Origin of the sequence: Slackia sp. CM382 (assembly GCF_000293015.1) — a bacterium.
GTDB classification, from domain to species: Bacteria; Actinomycetota; Coriobacteriia; order Coriobacteriales; family Eggerthellaceae; genus Slackia; species Slackia exigua.
In genome coordinates this window covers 360,730-375,305 of record NZ_ALNO01000016.1, presented here as the reverse complement: position 1 = coordinate 375,305, position 14,576 = coordinate 360,730, and the positions used below count along the sequence as shown (strand labels likewise).

The window sequence follows — 14,576 nt, the reverse complement described above, 5'->3', positions numbered from 1 at the left end:
AAGGATTGCGTCTGTGGCTGCAGCAAAAGCTAAGAAAACCGAAGAGATGGATATCGAAGAAGGGGCTCTGAACGAAGAATCCCTCGGAGACGACCTTGCTGCGGAAGACGGCAAGGATGTCGACGCCAACCTCTCCGACGAGGAGCTTCTCGAGGGTATTCCCGAAAACGAGCTGAAAGCCGCATCCACGTCCGAAATCAACCTTCCCAAGCTTTCCTCTTCCCGTGCGTCCAAAGTGCGCCGCCGTTCGTCCGACAGCAGTTCCGCCGTCATGCTCACGGGCGATCCCGTCCGCATGTATCTGAAGGAAATCGGCAAGGTTCCGCTGCTGACGGCGGCCGAGGAAATCGACCTTGCCATGAAGATCGAAGCGGGCGTGGCCGCCACGGCCGAGCTTGAGCGTGCCGAAGACGAAGGTATCGAGCTCAACCGCCGCGACAAGCGTCGCCTGACGCGCGTCGAGGCCGTCGGCCTTGATGCCAAGCAGCAGCTCATCGAGGCCAACCTGCGTCTCGTCGTATCCATCGCCAAGCGCTATGTCGGCCGTGGCATGCTGTTCCTGGACCTTATCCAGGAGGGCAACCTCGGTTTGATCCGCGCGGTCGAGAAGTTCGATTACACGAAGGGCTTCAAGTTCTCCACGTACGCCACCTGGTGGATTCGCCAGGCCATCACGCGTGCCATCGCCGACCAGGCCCGCACGATCCGCATTCCGGTGCATATGGTCGAGACCATCAACAAGCTCGTGCGCATTCAGCGCCAGCTCCTGCAGGATCTCAACCGCGATCCTACTCCCGAGGAAATCGGCGAGAAGATGGGGCTTTCGGCCGAGCGCGTGCGCGAGATTCAGAAGATCAGCCAGGAGCCGGTGTCTCTGGAAACGCCTATCGGCGAAGAAGAGGACAGCCAACTGGGCGATTTCATAGAAGACGATTCCGCGGTCGTGCCTCCCGATGCAGCCAGCTTCTCCATGCTTCAGGAGCAGCTCTCCAAGGTGCTCGACGGCCTTGCTGAACGCGAGCGCAAGGTCATCAGCCTGCGTTTCGGGCTTGAGGACGGCCATCCGCACACGCTTGAAGAGGTCGGACGTGAATTCGGCGTCACACGCGAGCGCATCCGTCAGATCGAGAGCAAAACGCTTGCGAAGCTGCGGCATCCGAGCCGTTCCTCCAAGCTGAAGGATTATCTGGAGGACTGAGCATCGAAGTCCGTGCCTTGCGGTACAATGCTGAATCGCCGCAAAGGCGGCTGCATTCGGGCCTATAGCTCAATGGTGGAGCAGAGGACTCATAATCCTTTGGTTGCAGGTTCGAGCCCTGCTGGGCCCACCACGAATCGAACAGGGGAGATGTCATGTTGCAGGCATCTTCCCTTTGTCGTTCCGACGCTTGTTCGGATGCGCTTCGGGGTGCGCGTCCGCCTTGGAGTTCACGTTCGCCTTGGAGCGGGTGTCCGCTTCGGGGCTCGCATTCGCTTTCAGTCACTCTGGAGTTAGCATCCGCTTCTAAGTTCACGGCTACCTGCAGTCACTCTGGAGTTCATATCCGTTTCGGAGTTCACGGCCACCTCAGGGCGCACATTCGCCTCGGTGCTCGCGTTCATCCCGGAATGCACGTTCGTTTGGGTTTTATACGGGATCCGGGTTCGGTCGAGCGGTTGGACATGCGATAGTCCCCGGATGCTAGGTCTAGTTGAGCTGTCGAACATGCGCTAGTCCGGATACAGTTCGGGTTCTAGATTCGCCGGACGATCGGGTGCCCGCATCGAGTATCTGTATCGGGCGCCCGTATCGAGTGCCTGTCAAAAATTCGACGCTTAGGGGGATTTTGCAAGTCGAAACCTCCCGCACTGCCAGAATTTCTGAGGTTAGGGGGTATCGCTCCGAGACGCATGAAATACGGCATTCCATGAAACACGCTCGACCTGGGGAAACGCAACGATCAGAAAAGCAACCGGCGTCGATCGAGCTGAAATCCGCACAAACGTGCTTGCAAAATCCCCCTAAGCGTCGATATTTTGTCAATGACGCGGCATTTACGATAGAGGCATCAGCACCATCAAAGCGATGACCCGCATTTCTGCGATACCCATAACGTTTCCTTCGAGCTCTTCGCTTTGCGCATATGCGTCTGTCAGGTTGTCAGGGGAGGTTTTGCGGCGCGCACGAATCGATCGCGATCGAAGGGCGGATGATATCCAGGAGGTGCAGCTCGATCGTGACCATATGCACGATGGCCGCCCTTCGGCGAAGACCAGGGAAAGGGCGGAGATAAAGAAAAACCCGCCGAAGCGGGTTTGGATTCGAATGGCTCCTCGGGTAGGATTCGAACCTACAACCTATCGGTTAACAGCCGAGTGCTCTGCCGTTGAGCTACCGAGGAATATGGTGGGCGTTACAAGATTTGAACTTGTGACCTCTTCCGTGTGAAGGAAGCGCTCTCCCCCTGAGCCAAACGCCCACGTTCACGCCCAATGGGGTTTCGCAAGGCGCGATAAGAGATTGTAGCAATCCGGCCTATGCGGTACAAGTACTTTTTTCGTTCGGCATCATTCTCTCCAATCCAGCGAATGCGCCGTCGTGCGAGCGCTTGCAAGCTATTGCGCATGCCGCTACGAATGGCCCGATCTACGTCCTATGACGGGCACCGGGTCTCTTGCCTGCACGACGGCACATTCATTTCCGCGGGCGGAAAGCAGATGGCGATCGGATGTCGAAGGGGATGCGTTCGAGCGGTAGATCCCGCTCGATGCAGGGCTTCGCAGCCTTCGAGCAGCGAAGCGCATGCGTCGTGTCCGCAACAATCGTCTGCGAATTCCTTGACCTTGCCGATGCGCTGTTGAAAGCGTATGCGGATGTGGCATTATGGCAGGCACGAATAAAACGTCGAACGCATTTCAAACGCATAAGGACGCTCGATCATGCCGCATCATCATCGCGGGGCGCACGCGGCCCCTTCATACGACGGTCCTGCCGCCGCCATGGAATCCGTCGCCCCGCGTCCTTCGCGCGGCGCCCATGCCGCGCCCGATGCCGACTTCTTAACCGATCGGGCATCGAGCTTCGTTCCTCAGTCCACGGCGCAGGAGCGCCGCGGACCGAAGCCTGCGGTCGTCGCGGCCATCGTCGCCATCGCGATCATCCTGATCGCCTATGTCATAGGCGCCTTCTATTTCTCGACGCATTTCTTCCCGCGCACCACCATGGGCTCGCTCGACGTGTCCGGCATGTCGCAAGTCGAAGCGCAACAGGTCGTCGAAGATGCCGAGAAGACCTATACGCTCTCCGTGAGCGGCATGGGGCTTTCCTTCAGCATGACGCCGTCCGACGGCGGCATGGGGGTCGATCCCGCCGATGTCGTGTCCAATGCGCTCGCGCAGGAACGCGCCCTTCTGTGGCCGATCGCGATTCTCCGCAGCCATGATGTGACCGATGCGCTCGTGGCTACCGTCGACGGCGGCAAACTGGGCGATTTCATCGAATCCAAGGTGGATGCCTACAACGCCTCGCAGACGCCTTCCGCCGACGCGTATGTGGCCTACGATTCCAGCAAGAAGTCATTTGCCGTCATGCCTGAAACCTACGGCACGCAGATGTCATCCGACGCCGTCATCGCCAAGGCGGCCTCTGCCATCGGGTCGTTCGAAGGCGAGGTCAAGCTGGACGACGACGACCTGATCAAGCCCGAGGTACGTTCCGACGACAAAGGCTTGGCCGCGTCCGCCAAGAGCGCGAACGATCTTCTAGGTGCCGAGGGAGACATCGTGTTCGGCACCACCGGCGTGAAGGTCGCCACCATCGATGCCGACATCGTGTCCCAGTTCGTGGTCTTCGGAAGCGACGGCACCGCGTCCATCGACAACGATGCGGTCTCCGCATGGGTCTCCGATTTCGCGAGCTCGCTTTCCACCGTGGGCACGACGCGCACGTTCACGCGCGGCGACGGCGAGAGCGTCACGGCGTCGGGAGGCGATTACGGATGGGCGGTCAGCTCCGATGCCGCGGCCGAAGCCATCGAGGAATTCATCCTGGATAAGTCGCGCGGGCAGCTTACGCTTGACGCGACGCAGTCGGGGAACGGCTATGTCTCGGCGAATCAGGATTGGGGCGCCTATGTGGACGTCGACCTGACCGAGCAGCATGCGCGCTACTACGACGCGAAGGGCGATCTGCAGTGGGAATCCGACTTCATATCGGGAAGCCCTAAGCATTCCACGCCGACCGGCATCTACTATCTCAAGGCGCTGCAGCGCCACCAGACGCTCATCGGCAAGCCCGATCCCGAGACGAAGAAGCCCGAATACGAGACCCCGGTCGACTACTGGATGCCGTTCATCGGCAACGCCGTCGGCTTCCACGACGCCCCCTGGCAGTCCTCCGCGGCCTTCGCCGATCCGGCGGGGTACACCTACACCGGAAGCCACGGCTGCATCAATCTACCGCCTGACAAGGCGAAAGACCTTTTCGGTATCCTCAAGGTGGGCGATGCCGTGGTGGTGCACTCCTAAATGATCCTGCAGATCGAACGCATCACCAAGAGCTTCGGGGGACGCACGCTGTTTTCCGATGCGTCGTTCGGCGTGGAGGCGCATGATCGCCTTGCCCTGGTCGGGCCCAACGGCGCAGGCAAGACCACGATGCTCAACATCGTCATCGGCACCGAAGAGCCGGATGAAGGCCAGGTCGTGCTTGCGCACGGTGCACGCATCGGCTATCTGCGTCAGGAAGCCATCGAGATGGGGGAGGCGCCTATCTTCGATGAGGTCGTATCCAGCCAGAAAGAGCTTCTGGATGCCGAGCGCCGCGTGCATGAGCTGGAGTCGGCGCTCGGAGACGCGCCTACGCAGGCGCAGCTGGATGCCGCCGGCCGCGCGCGGGAACGCTACGAGGCGCTCGGCGGCTATTCGTTCCGCTCCACCGTGCGCAGCGTCATGTTCGGCCTGGGTTTCAAAGAAGACGACCTGCAGCGCCTCACGACGGAGTTCTCCGGCGGCTGGCAGATGCGCGTCGCGCTGGCGAAGCTGCTCGTGCGTAAGCCTGAAGTGCTGCTGTTGGACGAGCCGACCAATCACCTCGACCTCGAGAGCGTCAAATGGCTCGAGAAATTCCTGCGCGCCTACGACGGCGCCGTCATCGTGGTGTCGCACGACCGGGCCTTCATGGACAACATGGTCGACCGCGTGGCGGAAATCGATGCGGGCCAGCTGCGCCTGTATCGCGGCAATTACAGTTCCTATCTGCGTCAGCGTGAAGAATGGCTCGTGCGGCTCGAGCAGGAGGCCGCCGCCCAGGCCGAAGAACGCGCCAAGATGGAGGCCTTCATCGAACGCTTCCGCTACAAGCCCACCAAGGCGCGCCAGGTGCAAGAGCGCATACGCAAGCTCGAGAAGATGCCGCGGATCGCAGTGCCGCAGAAGAAGAAAGCGGTGCATTTCAACTTCGTCCAGCCGCCTCGCACGGGTGACATGGTCGTACGCCTTGAAGATGTGACCAAGCATTTCGGCGAGAAACGTGTTTACGACGGACTCGATCTGACGTTCTATCGCGGCGAAAAGGTCGCATTCGTCGGTCCGAACGGCGCCGGCAAGTCCACGTTGCTCAAGATGATCGCCGGCGTGCTGTCGCCCGATGCGGGCCGCGTGTCGTACGGCACGAACGTCTCCATGACCTATTACGCGCAGCATCAGCTCGAAGAGCTGCATCCGGGCAACACCGTGTTCCAGGAACTCGACAAGGTCGCGCCCGGTTGGACGATGAGCCAGGTCCGCACGTTGCTCGGCTCGTTCCTCTTCATCGGCGACGACGTGGACAAGCGCGTGAGCGTGCTGTCGGGCGGCGAGAAAAGCCGTCTTGCCCTGGCGAAGATGCTCGTGGCGCCGCGCCCTCTGCTGTGCTTGGACGAACCCACCAATCACCTGGATATCGCGAGCACCGACATTCTCGAGCAGGCGCTCACGTCGTTCGAGGGCACGATCGCGCTTATCACGCACGACCGTCATCTCATCCGAAGCGTCGCGAACCGTATCGTCGAAGTCACGCCGGGCAAGGTCACCGTGTTCGACGGCGACTACGACTACTATCTCTATAAAACCGGCCAGACCGAAGACGACGTGGATGCGAAGGCGCCCGCAGCGTCGGGCGTCGGCGGGAAGATGCCGGCCTCGGGGGCGTTTCCCCCGTCGTCGGGCGCGGACGCTTCCAGGAAGGCATCGGCCGAGAAAGAAGCTTCGTCGAAGGGGCCGGCCGCCGCAGGTTCCAAGGCGCAGGGGAATTCCGTGCAGCTCACGGCTCCGCGCGCGAGCGCTCCCAAGACCAAGGAGCAGAAGCGTCGCGAAGCCGAGGCCCGCAATCGCGCCTATGCCGCGCTCAAGCATCATCGGCGCCGCATCGCCGAGCTCGATGAGCAAATGGCCGCCGACGATGCGCGCCTGAGCCAGCTGCTCGCGCTCATGGCCGATCCCGATTTCTACATCAACGAGGACGAGTCGAGCGACGCTATCGCCGAGCATGCAACCATCAAGAAACGCATGGCCGCCAACGAGGAGGAATGGCTGACGCTCACGGCGGAGCTTGAGGAGGAGATGGCCCGTCAGGCCGGCGCATGATGCGCCGAGCGCGGATAGGAGGGGCGCCGTCCCTTGTCCATCCCGCGTCTTTTCCGCCCATCCGTACGAACTCATGAGAGAATAGCGGCGTTGCGACCTTCGCCGCCGATAGGAGCAAGAGCTTGAACCAGATCGCCTATATCGTCATCAGCATACTCTGCTTCGTGCCGGCCATCATCCTGCACGAATGCGCCCATGGCTTCGTGGCCTCGCTTCTCGGCGACCCGACCGCGAAGAATTCGGGTCGCCTGACCCTCAATCCCATCAAGCATATCGATCCGTTCGGCACCGTCGTGCTGCCGCTTATCCTGGCGCTCTCGGGGATGCCGGTTTTCGGCTATGCGAAGCCCGTTCCGTACAATCCGCGCCACTTCAAGAATATCCGCGCCGGCGAGGCCTTGGTCGGATTGGCAGGTCCGACGGCCAACCTCCTGCTCGCGCTCGCTGCCGCCCTCATCGCATGGGTCCTTTGGCCTTTCGCGAACGGCCTCGTGATGTCGAACGTCGTCTTCGCGTATTTCTACCTGAGCTTCCTGCCGCTGTTCGCGCTTGTGAATCTCTACCTGATGTTCTTCAACCTCATCCCCGTGCCGCCTCTCGACGGCGCGAGCGTGATCGCGCTTTTCCTCCCCGCCAAAGCGCTGCCGGCCTATTATCGCGTGCAGCAGTATGCGCTGCCGGGGCTCATGATCCTGCTCATCGGCCTTCCGTATTTCCTGCACGTCAACCCGATCGGCATCTACCTGAATTTCACGGCCGTGGGCCTTGCCAACCTGCTGTTTCCGTTCGCGGTCGCATAAGGGGCCTTCCATGTCGTACCGCGTTCGCCTGGATAGCTTCGAAGGTCCTTTCGACCTGCTGCTGTATCTCGTATCGTCGCAACGCGTCGACATCGCATCCATCTCGGTGTCGGAGATCGTCGACCAGTACCTCGCCTACGTCGAGCGCCTCGAGGAGCTCGACCTCGAGGTCGCAAGCGATTTTCTGCTGGTCGCATCCACGCTTCTGAACATCAAGGCGGCTTCCTTGCTGCCCTCGGACGAAGGCCGCGACGGCATGGACGACGATTTGGAGGATCTGTCCCCGAGCGAGGCGCGCGATCTTCTGATCGAACGTCTCATTTCGTACAAGACGTACAAGAACGCATCCGTCGCGCTGTCCCGCCGGTTCGAGGCGCAGGGACGCATCCATCCGCGCACGGCGGGTCCCGATCCCGAATTCCTCGGGCTCATGCCCGACTTCCTGCGCGATGTGGGGCTCGACGAGCTCGCGGTGCTCTGCGCGACGAGCATGGCGCGTCGGGAGATCGTGCTGCTCGAAAGCGAGCACATCGCCGCCCGCCCGGTGCCTCTGGAGCCGCGCATCCGCGCCTTCCATCGCCGCATGAGCCTTGAGAAGCACCTCCGATTCTCGGATCTCATCGCCGATGCGCCGTCGCTGCCGGTGCGCGTGGTAAGCTTCCTGGCCATCCTCGAGCTCTATAAGCAGAACATGGTCAGGCTGATGCAGGACGAGCCGCTCGGCGACATCGCTGTCGACTTCGTCGAGGATTCCGGCGCGCTCGTGCTGGACGGCCTGGATGAAGAAGAAGGGGAGAGGGCATGACGGAATACGAGATGAGCGCGGAAGACGTGATCGGCGCCTGCGAGGCCATGCTCTTCGTGACCGACGAGGCGCTAAGCGCGCTGTCCATTTCGGAGATGCTCGGCATCGCGCCTGCGCGCGTCCAGGCCGCGCTCGACGAGCTGCGCCGACGCCTGGAGGCGCGCGACGCCGGCATCCAGCTTCGCGAGGCCGCGGGAGGTTGGCGCCTGTTCACGCATCCCCGCTATCACGATCTGATCGAACGCTACGTCATCTCCTGGGATACGCGTCGCCTGTCACAGGCCGCCTTGGAGACGCTTTCGGTCGTCGCCTACAATCAGCCCGTCACGCGCGCGGCGGTCGCCGGCGTTCGCGGCGTGAACTCGGACAGCGCTATCAGCTCCCTTCTCGAAAAGGGGCTTGTGCGCGAGGCGGGGCGTGAAGACAGCCCCGGCCAGCCTATCCTCTACGCCACCACGAAACGATTCCTCGAGCATTTCGGCCTGCGCACCTTGGCCGATCTTCCCGATCTTGAATCGTTCGCCCCCGACGAGGAAAGCCGCGCGCTCATCCGCGAGCGCCTGGGCCTCACGCGCTCCGAGGCCGTCGTTGCCGTCGAAGCCTTCGACGACGGCGATCTCGAGCTCGATCTTGCCGACGACATCCTCGATCTGCGCCGCGGCATCGAAGGAGACGAACGCGATGGGCGATGATCAGCGCGACGATGCGTCGAACGCGCCGCGCATCGTTCCCATGCGCGTGCAGAAGTTCCTGGCGCGCGCCGGCGTTGCGAGCCGACGCGGCAGCGAGAACCTGATGACGACCGGACGCGTGAGCGTCAACGGGCGCGTCGTGACGGAGCTTGGCAGCAAGGTCGATCCGAGATGCGATGTCGTGCGCGTGGACGGGCATGTCGTGCATCTGTCCGACGGTTCGACGACGCTCATGCTCAATAAGCCCGCCGGTTATATCACGACGATGTCCGATCCCTTCGGGCGGGCCTGCGTCGCCGGACTTGTGCCCATCGACGCGTATCCCGGGCTCTTCCCGATCGGCCGCCTCGACGCCGACACCACGGGTATCCTGCTTTTTTCGACCGACGGCGAGCTGGGAAACGGGCTTTTGCATCCGCGTAAGCATGTGGATAAGACCTATCAGGCTCTCGTGGAGGGCAGCGTCTCCGAAGAAGAGCTTGAGCGTTTGCGTTCGGGCGTGGAACTCGAAGACGGCATGACCGCGCCGGCCGAAGCGCGCCTGATCTGCGTATCCGAGGACGAAAGCCGCTTGGACATCACGATCCATGAAGGCAGGAAGCGTCAGGTCAGGCGCATGTGCGCTACGGTCGGACATCCGGTCGTGACGCTGCATAGGTCGCGGTTCGGCCCGTTGGTCCTAGGCGATCTTCCCGAAGGCTCCTGGCGCATGCTCAGCGGTTCCGAAGTCGCGGCTCTGCACGCCGCCGCGAGGACGTGACGGCGGGCGTGCCTGAGTCCGGCTCGGCCGGCCGTATGGGGTAGAATCGTTGACGATGCACGGCGCGTCCGAAGGAGATGCATGCGATATGAGCGAATCCGTTGTCATACGACCTCTTGAAAAGCCTCTCAGGGGAAGCATCCGCGTGCCGGGCGACAAGAGCATCTCGCATCGGGCCGTGCTCCTTTCGGCCATGGCCGAAGGAACCTCCCAGATTCGCGGCGTGCTCGATTCCGACGACGTGCGATCGTCCATCCGCGTGGTCCAACAGCTCGGAGCGCAGGTGAATCTGCAGATTATGCCCGACGGAAGCCTGGAGGGCGCCATCACCGGATGGGGGTCGAAGGGGCCGAGTCAGCCCGACGCTCCGCTTGACTGCGGGAATTCCGGCACGACGGCGCGTCTTCTCATGGGCATCCTGGCCCCATGGGGCATCGAGGCCGAACTGACCGGCGACGAATCGCTCGCGCGACGTCCTATGCAGCGCGTCATGACGCCGCTTTCACGCATGGGCGCGCGCTTTTCCCCTCAGGATGCGCAGACGCTGCCCATCACCGAGCGGGGAACCGGGCGCCTCGATCCCATCACGTACGAAACGCCGGTTGCTTCCGCCCAGCTGAAGACCGCCGTTCTTCTTGCGGGGCTTTCCGCCGACGGTGAGACGCGCGTCATCGAGCCCGCGCCTTCGCGCAACCATACCGAGCTCATGCTCCCTGCATTCGGCACCGAAACCACGGCCGCCACGCGCGTGGCGAGCGTCAAGGGCCCGGTCACGCTGCGTGCGACCGACGTTGTCGTTCCGGGAGATCCGTCCTCCGCGGCCTTCCTCCTCTGCGCGGCCGCTCTTTGCCCAGGCAGCGCCATTCAGGTCGAGGGCGTTTCGCTCAATCCCGCGCGCATCGGATTCCTGCGCACGCTCGAGCATATGGGCGTCAACGCGTCGCGTCGGTCCGACGGCGCAAAAGGCAAGGAGCTTTCCGGCATCCTGTCGGTCGAATACTGCGATCGCCTCCACGGATGCGAGGTTCCGGCCGAGAAGATCGCGACGGTCATCGACGAGGTCCCGATCCTCGCTCTGGTCGCGGCGCATGCGAAGGGCGTCACGGTCTTTCGGGGAGCCGATGAGCTGCGTGTGAAGGAGACCGATCGCGCTGCTGCCGTCATCGAGGGCCTTGCGCTCATGGGCATCGATGCATGGATGGACGGAAGCGATCTGTTCATCGAAGGAGATCCGATGCTCTCGACCCCCGCCGGCCTGCGCTTCGACGCGAAGGGCGATCATCGTCTTGCCATGACGTGGGCGGTCGCCGGTCTTTGCGGAGCGGACCCTATCGAGATCCAGGGATTCGACGCGGTTTCCGTCAGTTATCCGGGATTCCTCGACGATATTCGAATGCTTGCGCGCTAGACGCGCACGGATGCGGCCTGCGCCGCCAAGGAAGGATAGGCATGATCATCGCCATCGACGGCCCGTCAGGGGCGGGGAAGTCCACGGTCGCGAAGGCCGTGGCCAAGCGCCTTGGCTTCAACTGCCTGGATACGGGTGCAATGTTTCGCGCGGTCGCGTGGCAGGCGCTCGAGGACGGCGCTTCGCTCGACGACGCTGAAGCGCTCGGGGCCATCGCCCGGACGCATCCCGTATCGTTCACGCACGAGCCGGGCGATCCGTCTCCGGCTCAGGTCCTGATGGATGGCATGGACGTTACGAGCGCCATTCGCACGGCGCGTATCGATCGGTCCGTTTCGGCTGTATCAGCGCATCCGAGCGTGCGCGCGGCGCTTCTCGATCAGCAGCGTCGCATCGCTTCCGAAGGGGACTACGTCATCGAGGGTCGCGACATCGGCACCGTCGTTTTTCCGAATGCCGAGGTCAAGGTTTTCCTTACCGCGAGCGATGAAGCGCGCGCCCGGCGCCGTGCAGCCCAAAACGAAGCCCGCGGCATCGGTTCGACCGACCTTGCCGAGGTGCTCGTCGATATCCGCATGCGCGACGAGGCCGACGAGAGCCGCGCTGCGGCGCCTCTCGTCCAAGCCGACGACGCCGTTGCCGTCGATTCGAGCGATATCTCCGTCGACGAGGTCATCGATCGCATCTGCGCGCTTGCCGCCGAACGCGGCTCCAAGGCGTAAGGCGGGGCCATGCTGTCAAGCCAGGACATGTGGGATATGCCCTTCTCCCTTCCGTTGGCCGATGTCGCTGCGAGAGAGGGCGATGCATCCGAAGGCCGGCCGCGCACGGTCACGCATTGGGCGGCCCATATCTGCTATGCGATCATCGCGTTCGTCTTCAAGATCGCGTTTCGCTATTCGACGGTCGGCCTTGGGAATCTGCGCCGTCTGCACGGTGTGAGCGGGGCCGTCGTCGCGTGCGCGCATTTCTCGTACCTGGATCCGGCGTTCCTCTGGATCACGGCGCGGCCGAAGCAATGGATTCGATTCATGGCGCGCGACACGATATTCGGCAATGCCCATGGCTTGGCCGGCCAGGTCGTCTCGCGTGCAGCAGGCTTTCCCGTCAAACGCGACGCGGCCGATCGCGTGGCCATCAAGCGTGCGGCCGCCATGCTCAAACGCGGCGAGATCGTCGGCATCTTTCCCGAGGGGACGCGGCGCGGCGGCAAGGGGTCGGCTCGGATCTCCCTGCACAACGGAGCCGCGTTCATCGCACGCATGGGCAAGGCGCCCCTCGTGCCGGCTGCCGTTCGCAATGTCGATCTCATCTCGCCCAAGGGCTCGAAGCTCCCGCATTTTCCCAAGGTGACGGTCGTGTATGGCGCACCTGTCCATCTTGAGGACTTCGACTTCATTCCCAAAGACGAGCGTCTCGATGCCGTATCGTGGTACGTGATGCGGGAATGCCATGCGCTCAAAGCCGACGTCGATCGTGAATCGGTGGATATGCATGCGCTGTTCCCGGCATCCAAGGATTATTCCGCAGAGTTCGCCGGTCGCGACATGGCCCGCCGCGTCGCATAGGTCGTGAAGGACGAGATTTCACGGATGCGGGGCATCTCAGCCGCGCATCGCGCGCCTCGATATGGTTGCAGGCGCCCACGAATCGAAAGGGAATCGGGTATGAAGGTGGTCAGAGCCGAACATGCCGGCGTCTGCTATGGCGTCGAACGCGCGCTTGATATGGTGCGTGATGCCATGGACGGCGACGAGGACGTCTTCACGATCGGTCCGCTCATCCATAATCCCCGTGTCGTGGCGCAGCTGAAGGATCACGGCGTGGAATCCATCGAAGGTCCCGCCGACGTGGATCACGGCATCGTGGTCTTGCGTACGCACGGCGTCGAGCCGAGCGTCGTGGAGGAGCTGGACGAGCGCGGCCTGTCGAGCATCGATGCCACCTGCCCTCATGTGTCGCGCGCCCAGAAGGCCGCCGCCGATTTCGCCGCGCAGGGAATGACCGTGCTCGTCATCGGGCGTGCGTCGCATCCCGAGGTCAGGGGCATATGCGCGCATGCCGCGGGTTCGGCCGTCGTCGTGGCCGACGCCTCCGAGATTCCTGCGGACATCGCGGGTCCGGTCGGCATCGTCGTGCAGACGACCGAGAACAAGTCGAAGCTCGACGAGGTGGTCGCCGACCTGCGCGGGCGGGGTATCGAACCTGTGGTGAAGAACACGATCTGCTCCGCTACGCGCAAGCGCCAGGATGCCGCCGCCGATTTGGCGGACAAGGTCGATGCGCTCGTGGTCATCGGAGGAAAGAACTCGTCGAATACGACGCATCTCTTCGAGATCTGCCGCGCGCACTGTTCGCGTTCCTACCACATCGAAACGGAGGACGAGATCGATCCGGCCTGGTTCGACGGTGTGGAGGCCGTCGGTGTGACGGCGGGGGCCTCCACTCCCGACGAGCAGATCGAGGCCGTGGTCGCTCGCATCGAATCCCTGTAAGGTTTCAGACGAAGGCTTGAGCGATCATGTCCTTTTGGAATGTCCGAAGATGCGTCGCCTTTCCTTATCGTGTTTCATGAGTTCATCCAGAACTTATTGATGAGTTCTCCTCTGCTCGTGCAGTCGGTCTTCTTGAATATGTTATGGATATGCGTCTTGACCGTTCCCAATGCGAGCTGGAGTTCATTTGCGATGTTCTGGTTATCGCGACTTTCCACCACCAGCCGCATGATCTCCTCTTCTCTCTGCGTAAGGCCGTATTTTTCAGAAAAGAAACTGAGCGTCTCGTCTTCGTCGATAGCTTCGGTATTTTTCTGGGATCGACCCATTGAAAACGCTCTTAAGGTCTTGATCGAGGCGTACATGAGGAAGCCGGCTCCTGTCGTGGCAAGCAAGGATTCGGAGATGTTTCGACGATAAAGGACCTCGGCGAAAGGAAGATTCGTCGCATCGACGCTCAACGTCAGCATGACAAGAGTATCTTCAACCAACGTGAGCAGGATGAAGAGCGTGACTATGGTGAATTGCAGGCGTCTTCTCTCGTATCGTTTCTTCGTAGGGCCGTCCGGGGCTTTCATGTAGTTTGCGAGGCAGAATAAGACAATTGCCATGAGAAAGATCTGACGCATCGAATAGATGAACCATTTTTTAAGTCGATCGTCTATGTCGGGAACGAGGCATACGGTGACGCAGGCGACAAGGAATATGGCGATGGGAATCCATCTGAGAACCCTGTTTTCAGAATCGTAGTATTCGATGACGGCGATCATAAGGGATTCGCACATAACCGCACCAATTGCTATTCGCAGAAGCGGATCTTCCATGCTCGAGAACATTTCAGCTCGAAAAGGTATGTTTTGATTCAAGAATTCCCGGTACAGAATCACGATTTGCTCTATGGCATACCCGAATGTCAGGATAGAGAGGAACGCCGCCATCCTCTTTCCCGAGACGATATACGAGGAAATGCTGAAAGCGCTTGCTATGCTCGCTACGACGATAAGGGATGCGGT

Annotated in this window: 12 protein-coding genes and 3 tRNA genes; 12 read left to right on the top strand and 3 right to left on the bottom strand. The window is 61.7% G+C overall.

What is annotated here, in order from left to right; translation table 11 throughout:
* The first annotated feature begins 46 nt into the window (after positions 1-46).
* The gene (gene rpoD / locus HMPREF1155_RS06900) at positions 47-1,198 is read left to right on the top strand and encodes an RNA polymerase sigma factor RpoD (protein ID WP_155999220.1); all 1,152 of its coding nucleotides are present in this window, start codon (positions 47-49) and stop codon (positions 1,196-1,198) included.
* Between the two features lie 58 nt (positions 1,199-1,256).
* Positions 1,257-1,331 (top strand) — tRNA-Ile (locus tag HMPREF1155_RS06895).
* A 975-nt stretch (positions 1,332-2,306) separates the two neighbouring features.
* On the opposite strand, the gene HMPREF1155_RS06890 is transcribed toward HMPREF1155_RS06895, so the two are convergent.
* Together HMPREF1155_RS06890 and HMPREF1155_RS06885 are read right to left on the bottom strand one after the other, a co-directional pair.
* Positions 2,307-2,381 (bottom strand) — tRNA-Asn (locus HMPREF1155_RS06890).
* Positions 2,382-2,384: 3 nt separating this feature from the next.
* A tRNA-Val gene (locus HMPREF1155_RS06885) sits at positions 2,385-2,459 on the bottom strand.
* Between the two features lie 460 nt (positions 2,460-2,919).
* Between HMPREF1155_RS06885 and HMPREF1155_RS06880 the strand changes: the two genes are divergently transcribed.
* From HMPREF1155_RS06880 to ispH, 10 genes are all read left to right on the top strand, one after another.
* Positions 2,920-4,506, top strand: coding sequence for a L,D-transpeptidase family protein (locus tag HMPREF1155_RS06880; RefSeq protein ID WP_009078613.1), 1,587 nt, complete (start codon positions 2,920-2,922; stop codon positions 4,504-4,506).
* On the top strand, positions 4,507-6,603 hold the full coding sequence (locus HMPREF1155_RS06875; protein ID WP_009078171.1) for an ABC-F family ATP-binding cassette domain-containing protein: 2,097 nt from the start codon (positions 4,507-4,509) through the stop codon (positions 6,601-6,603).
* A gap of 122 nt (positions 6,604-6,725) precedes the next feature.
* Entirely contained in the window at positions 6,726-7,403 is a 678-nt protein-coding gene (locus tag HMPREF1155_RS06870) for a site-2 protease family protein (RefSeq protein WP_009078308.1), read from the top strand.
* 10 nt (positions 7,404-7,413) lie between these two features.
* Positions 7,414-8,208: a ScpA family protein gene (locus HMPREF1155_RS06865; protein WP_006361276.1), complete on the top strand. Its 795-nt coding sequence runs from the start codon at positions 7,414-7,416 to the stop codon at positions 8,206-8,208.
* The gene (gene scpB / locus HMPREF1155_RS06860; protein WP_009078328.1) at positions 8,205-8,900 is read left to right on the top strand and encodes an SMC-Scp complex subunit ScpB; all 696 of its coding nucleotides are present in this window, start codon (positions 8,205-8,207) and stop codon (positions 8,898-8,900) included. Before HMPREF1155_RS06865 ends, scpB begins: the two co-directional genes overlap by 4 nt.
* Complete coding sequence (locus HMPREF1155_RS06855) at positions 8,890-9,660, top strand: pseudouridine synthase (RefSeq protein WP_009078527.1); 771 nt, start codon at positions 8,890-8,892, stop codon at positions 9,658-9,660. Before scpB ends, HMPREF1155_RS06855 begins: the two co-directional genes overlap by 11 nt.
* An 88-nt stretch (positions 9,661-9,748) precedes the next feature.
* Positions 9,749-11,068: a 3-phosphoshikimate 1-carboxyvinyltransferase gene (gene aroA, locus HMPREF1155_RS06850; protein ID WP_039993517.1), complete on the top strand. Its 1,320-nt coding sequence runs from the start codon at positions 9,749-9,751 to the stop codon at positions 11,066-11,068.
* 41 nt (positions 11,069-11,109) lie between these two features.
* On the top strand, positions 11,110-11,790 hold the full coding sequence (gene cmk, locus HMPREF1155_RS06845) for a (d)CMP kinase (protein WP_009078453.1): 681 nt from the start codon (positions 11,110-11,112) through the stop codon (positions 11,788-11,790).
* Positions 11,791-11,799: 9 nt separating this feature from the next.
* The gene (locus HMPREF1155_RS06840) at positions 11,800-12,636 is read left to right on the top strand and encodes a lysophospholipid acyltransferase family protein (RefSeq protein WP_006361281.1); all 837 of its coding nucleotides are present in this window, start codon (positions 11,800-11,802) and stop codon (positions 12,634-12,636) included.
* A 99-nt stretch (positions 12,637-12,735) separates the two neighbouring features.
* On the top strand, positions 12,736-13,563 hold the full coding sequence (ispH, locus tag HMPREF1155_RS06835; protein WP_009078455.1) for a 4-hydroxy-3-methylbut-2-enyl diphosphate reductase: 828 nt from the start codon (positions 12,736-12,738) through the stop codon (positions 13,561-13,563).
* 74 nt (positions 13,564-13,637) lie between these two features.
* Here the strand turns inward: ispH and HMPREF1155_RS06830 are convergent, their stop codons facing one another.
* A complete protein-coding gene (locus HMPREF1155_RS06830; RefSeq protein WP_238319135.1) occupies positions 13,638-14,501 on the bottom strand; it encodes a response regulator transcription factor in 864 nt (287 codons plus the stop codon).
* Positions 14,502-14,576: the final 75 nt, after the last annotated feature.

Coding starts and splice junctions, on each gene's coding strand:
- rpoD (WP_155999220.1), top strand. CDS start 47: ATGGATATCGAAGAAGGGGCTCTGAACGAAGAATCCCTCGGAGACGAC.
- HMPREF1155_RS06880 (WP_009078613.1), top strand. CDS start 2,920: ATGCCGCATCATCATCGCGGGGCGCACGCGGCCCCTTCATACGACGGT.
- HMPREF1155_RS06875 (WP_009078171.1), top strand. CDS start 4,507: ATGATCCTGCAGATCGAACGCATCACCAAGAGCTTCGGGGGACGCACG.
- HMPREF1155_RS06865 (WP_006361276.1), top strand. CDS start 7,414: ATGTCGTACCGCGTTCGCCTGGATAGCTTCGAAGGTCCTTTCGACCTG.
- scpB (WP_009078328.1), top strand. CDS start 8,205: ATGACGGAATACGAGATGAGCGCGGAAGACGTGATCGGCGCCTGCGAG.
- HMPREF1155_RS06855 (WP_009078527.1), top strand. CDS start 8,890: ATGGGCGATGATCAGCGCGACGATGCGTCGAACGCGCCGCGCATCGTT.
- aroA (WP_039993517.1), top strand. CDS start 9,749: ATGAGCGAATCCGTTGTCATACGACCTCTTGAAAAGCCTCTCAGGGGA.
- cmk (WP_009078453.1), top strand. CDS start 11,110: ATGATCATCGCCATCGACGGCCCGTCAGGGGCGGGGAAGTCCACGGTC.
- HMPREF1155_RS06840 (WP_006361281.1), top strand. CDS start 11,800: ATGCTGTCAAGCCAGGACATGTGGGATATGCCCTTCTCCCTTCCGTTG.
- ispH (WP_009078455.1), top strand. CDS start 12,736: ATGAAGGTGGTCAGAGCCGAACATGCCGGCGTCTGCTATGGCGTCGAA.
- HMPREF1155_RS06830 (WP_238319135.1), bottom strand. CDS start 14,501: ATGGCGGCGTTCCTCTCTATCCTGACATTCGGGTATGCCATAGAGCAA.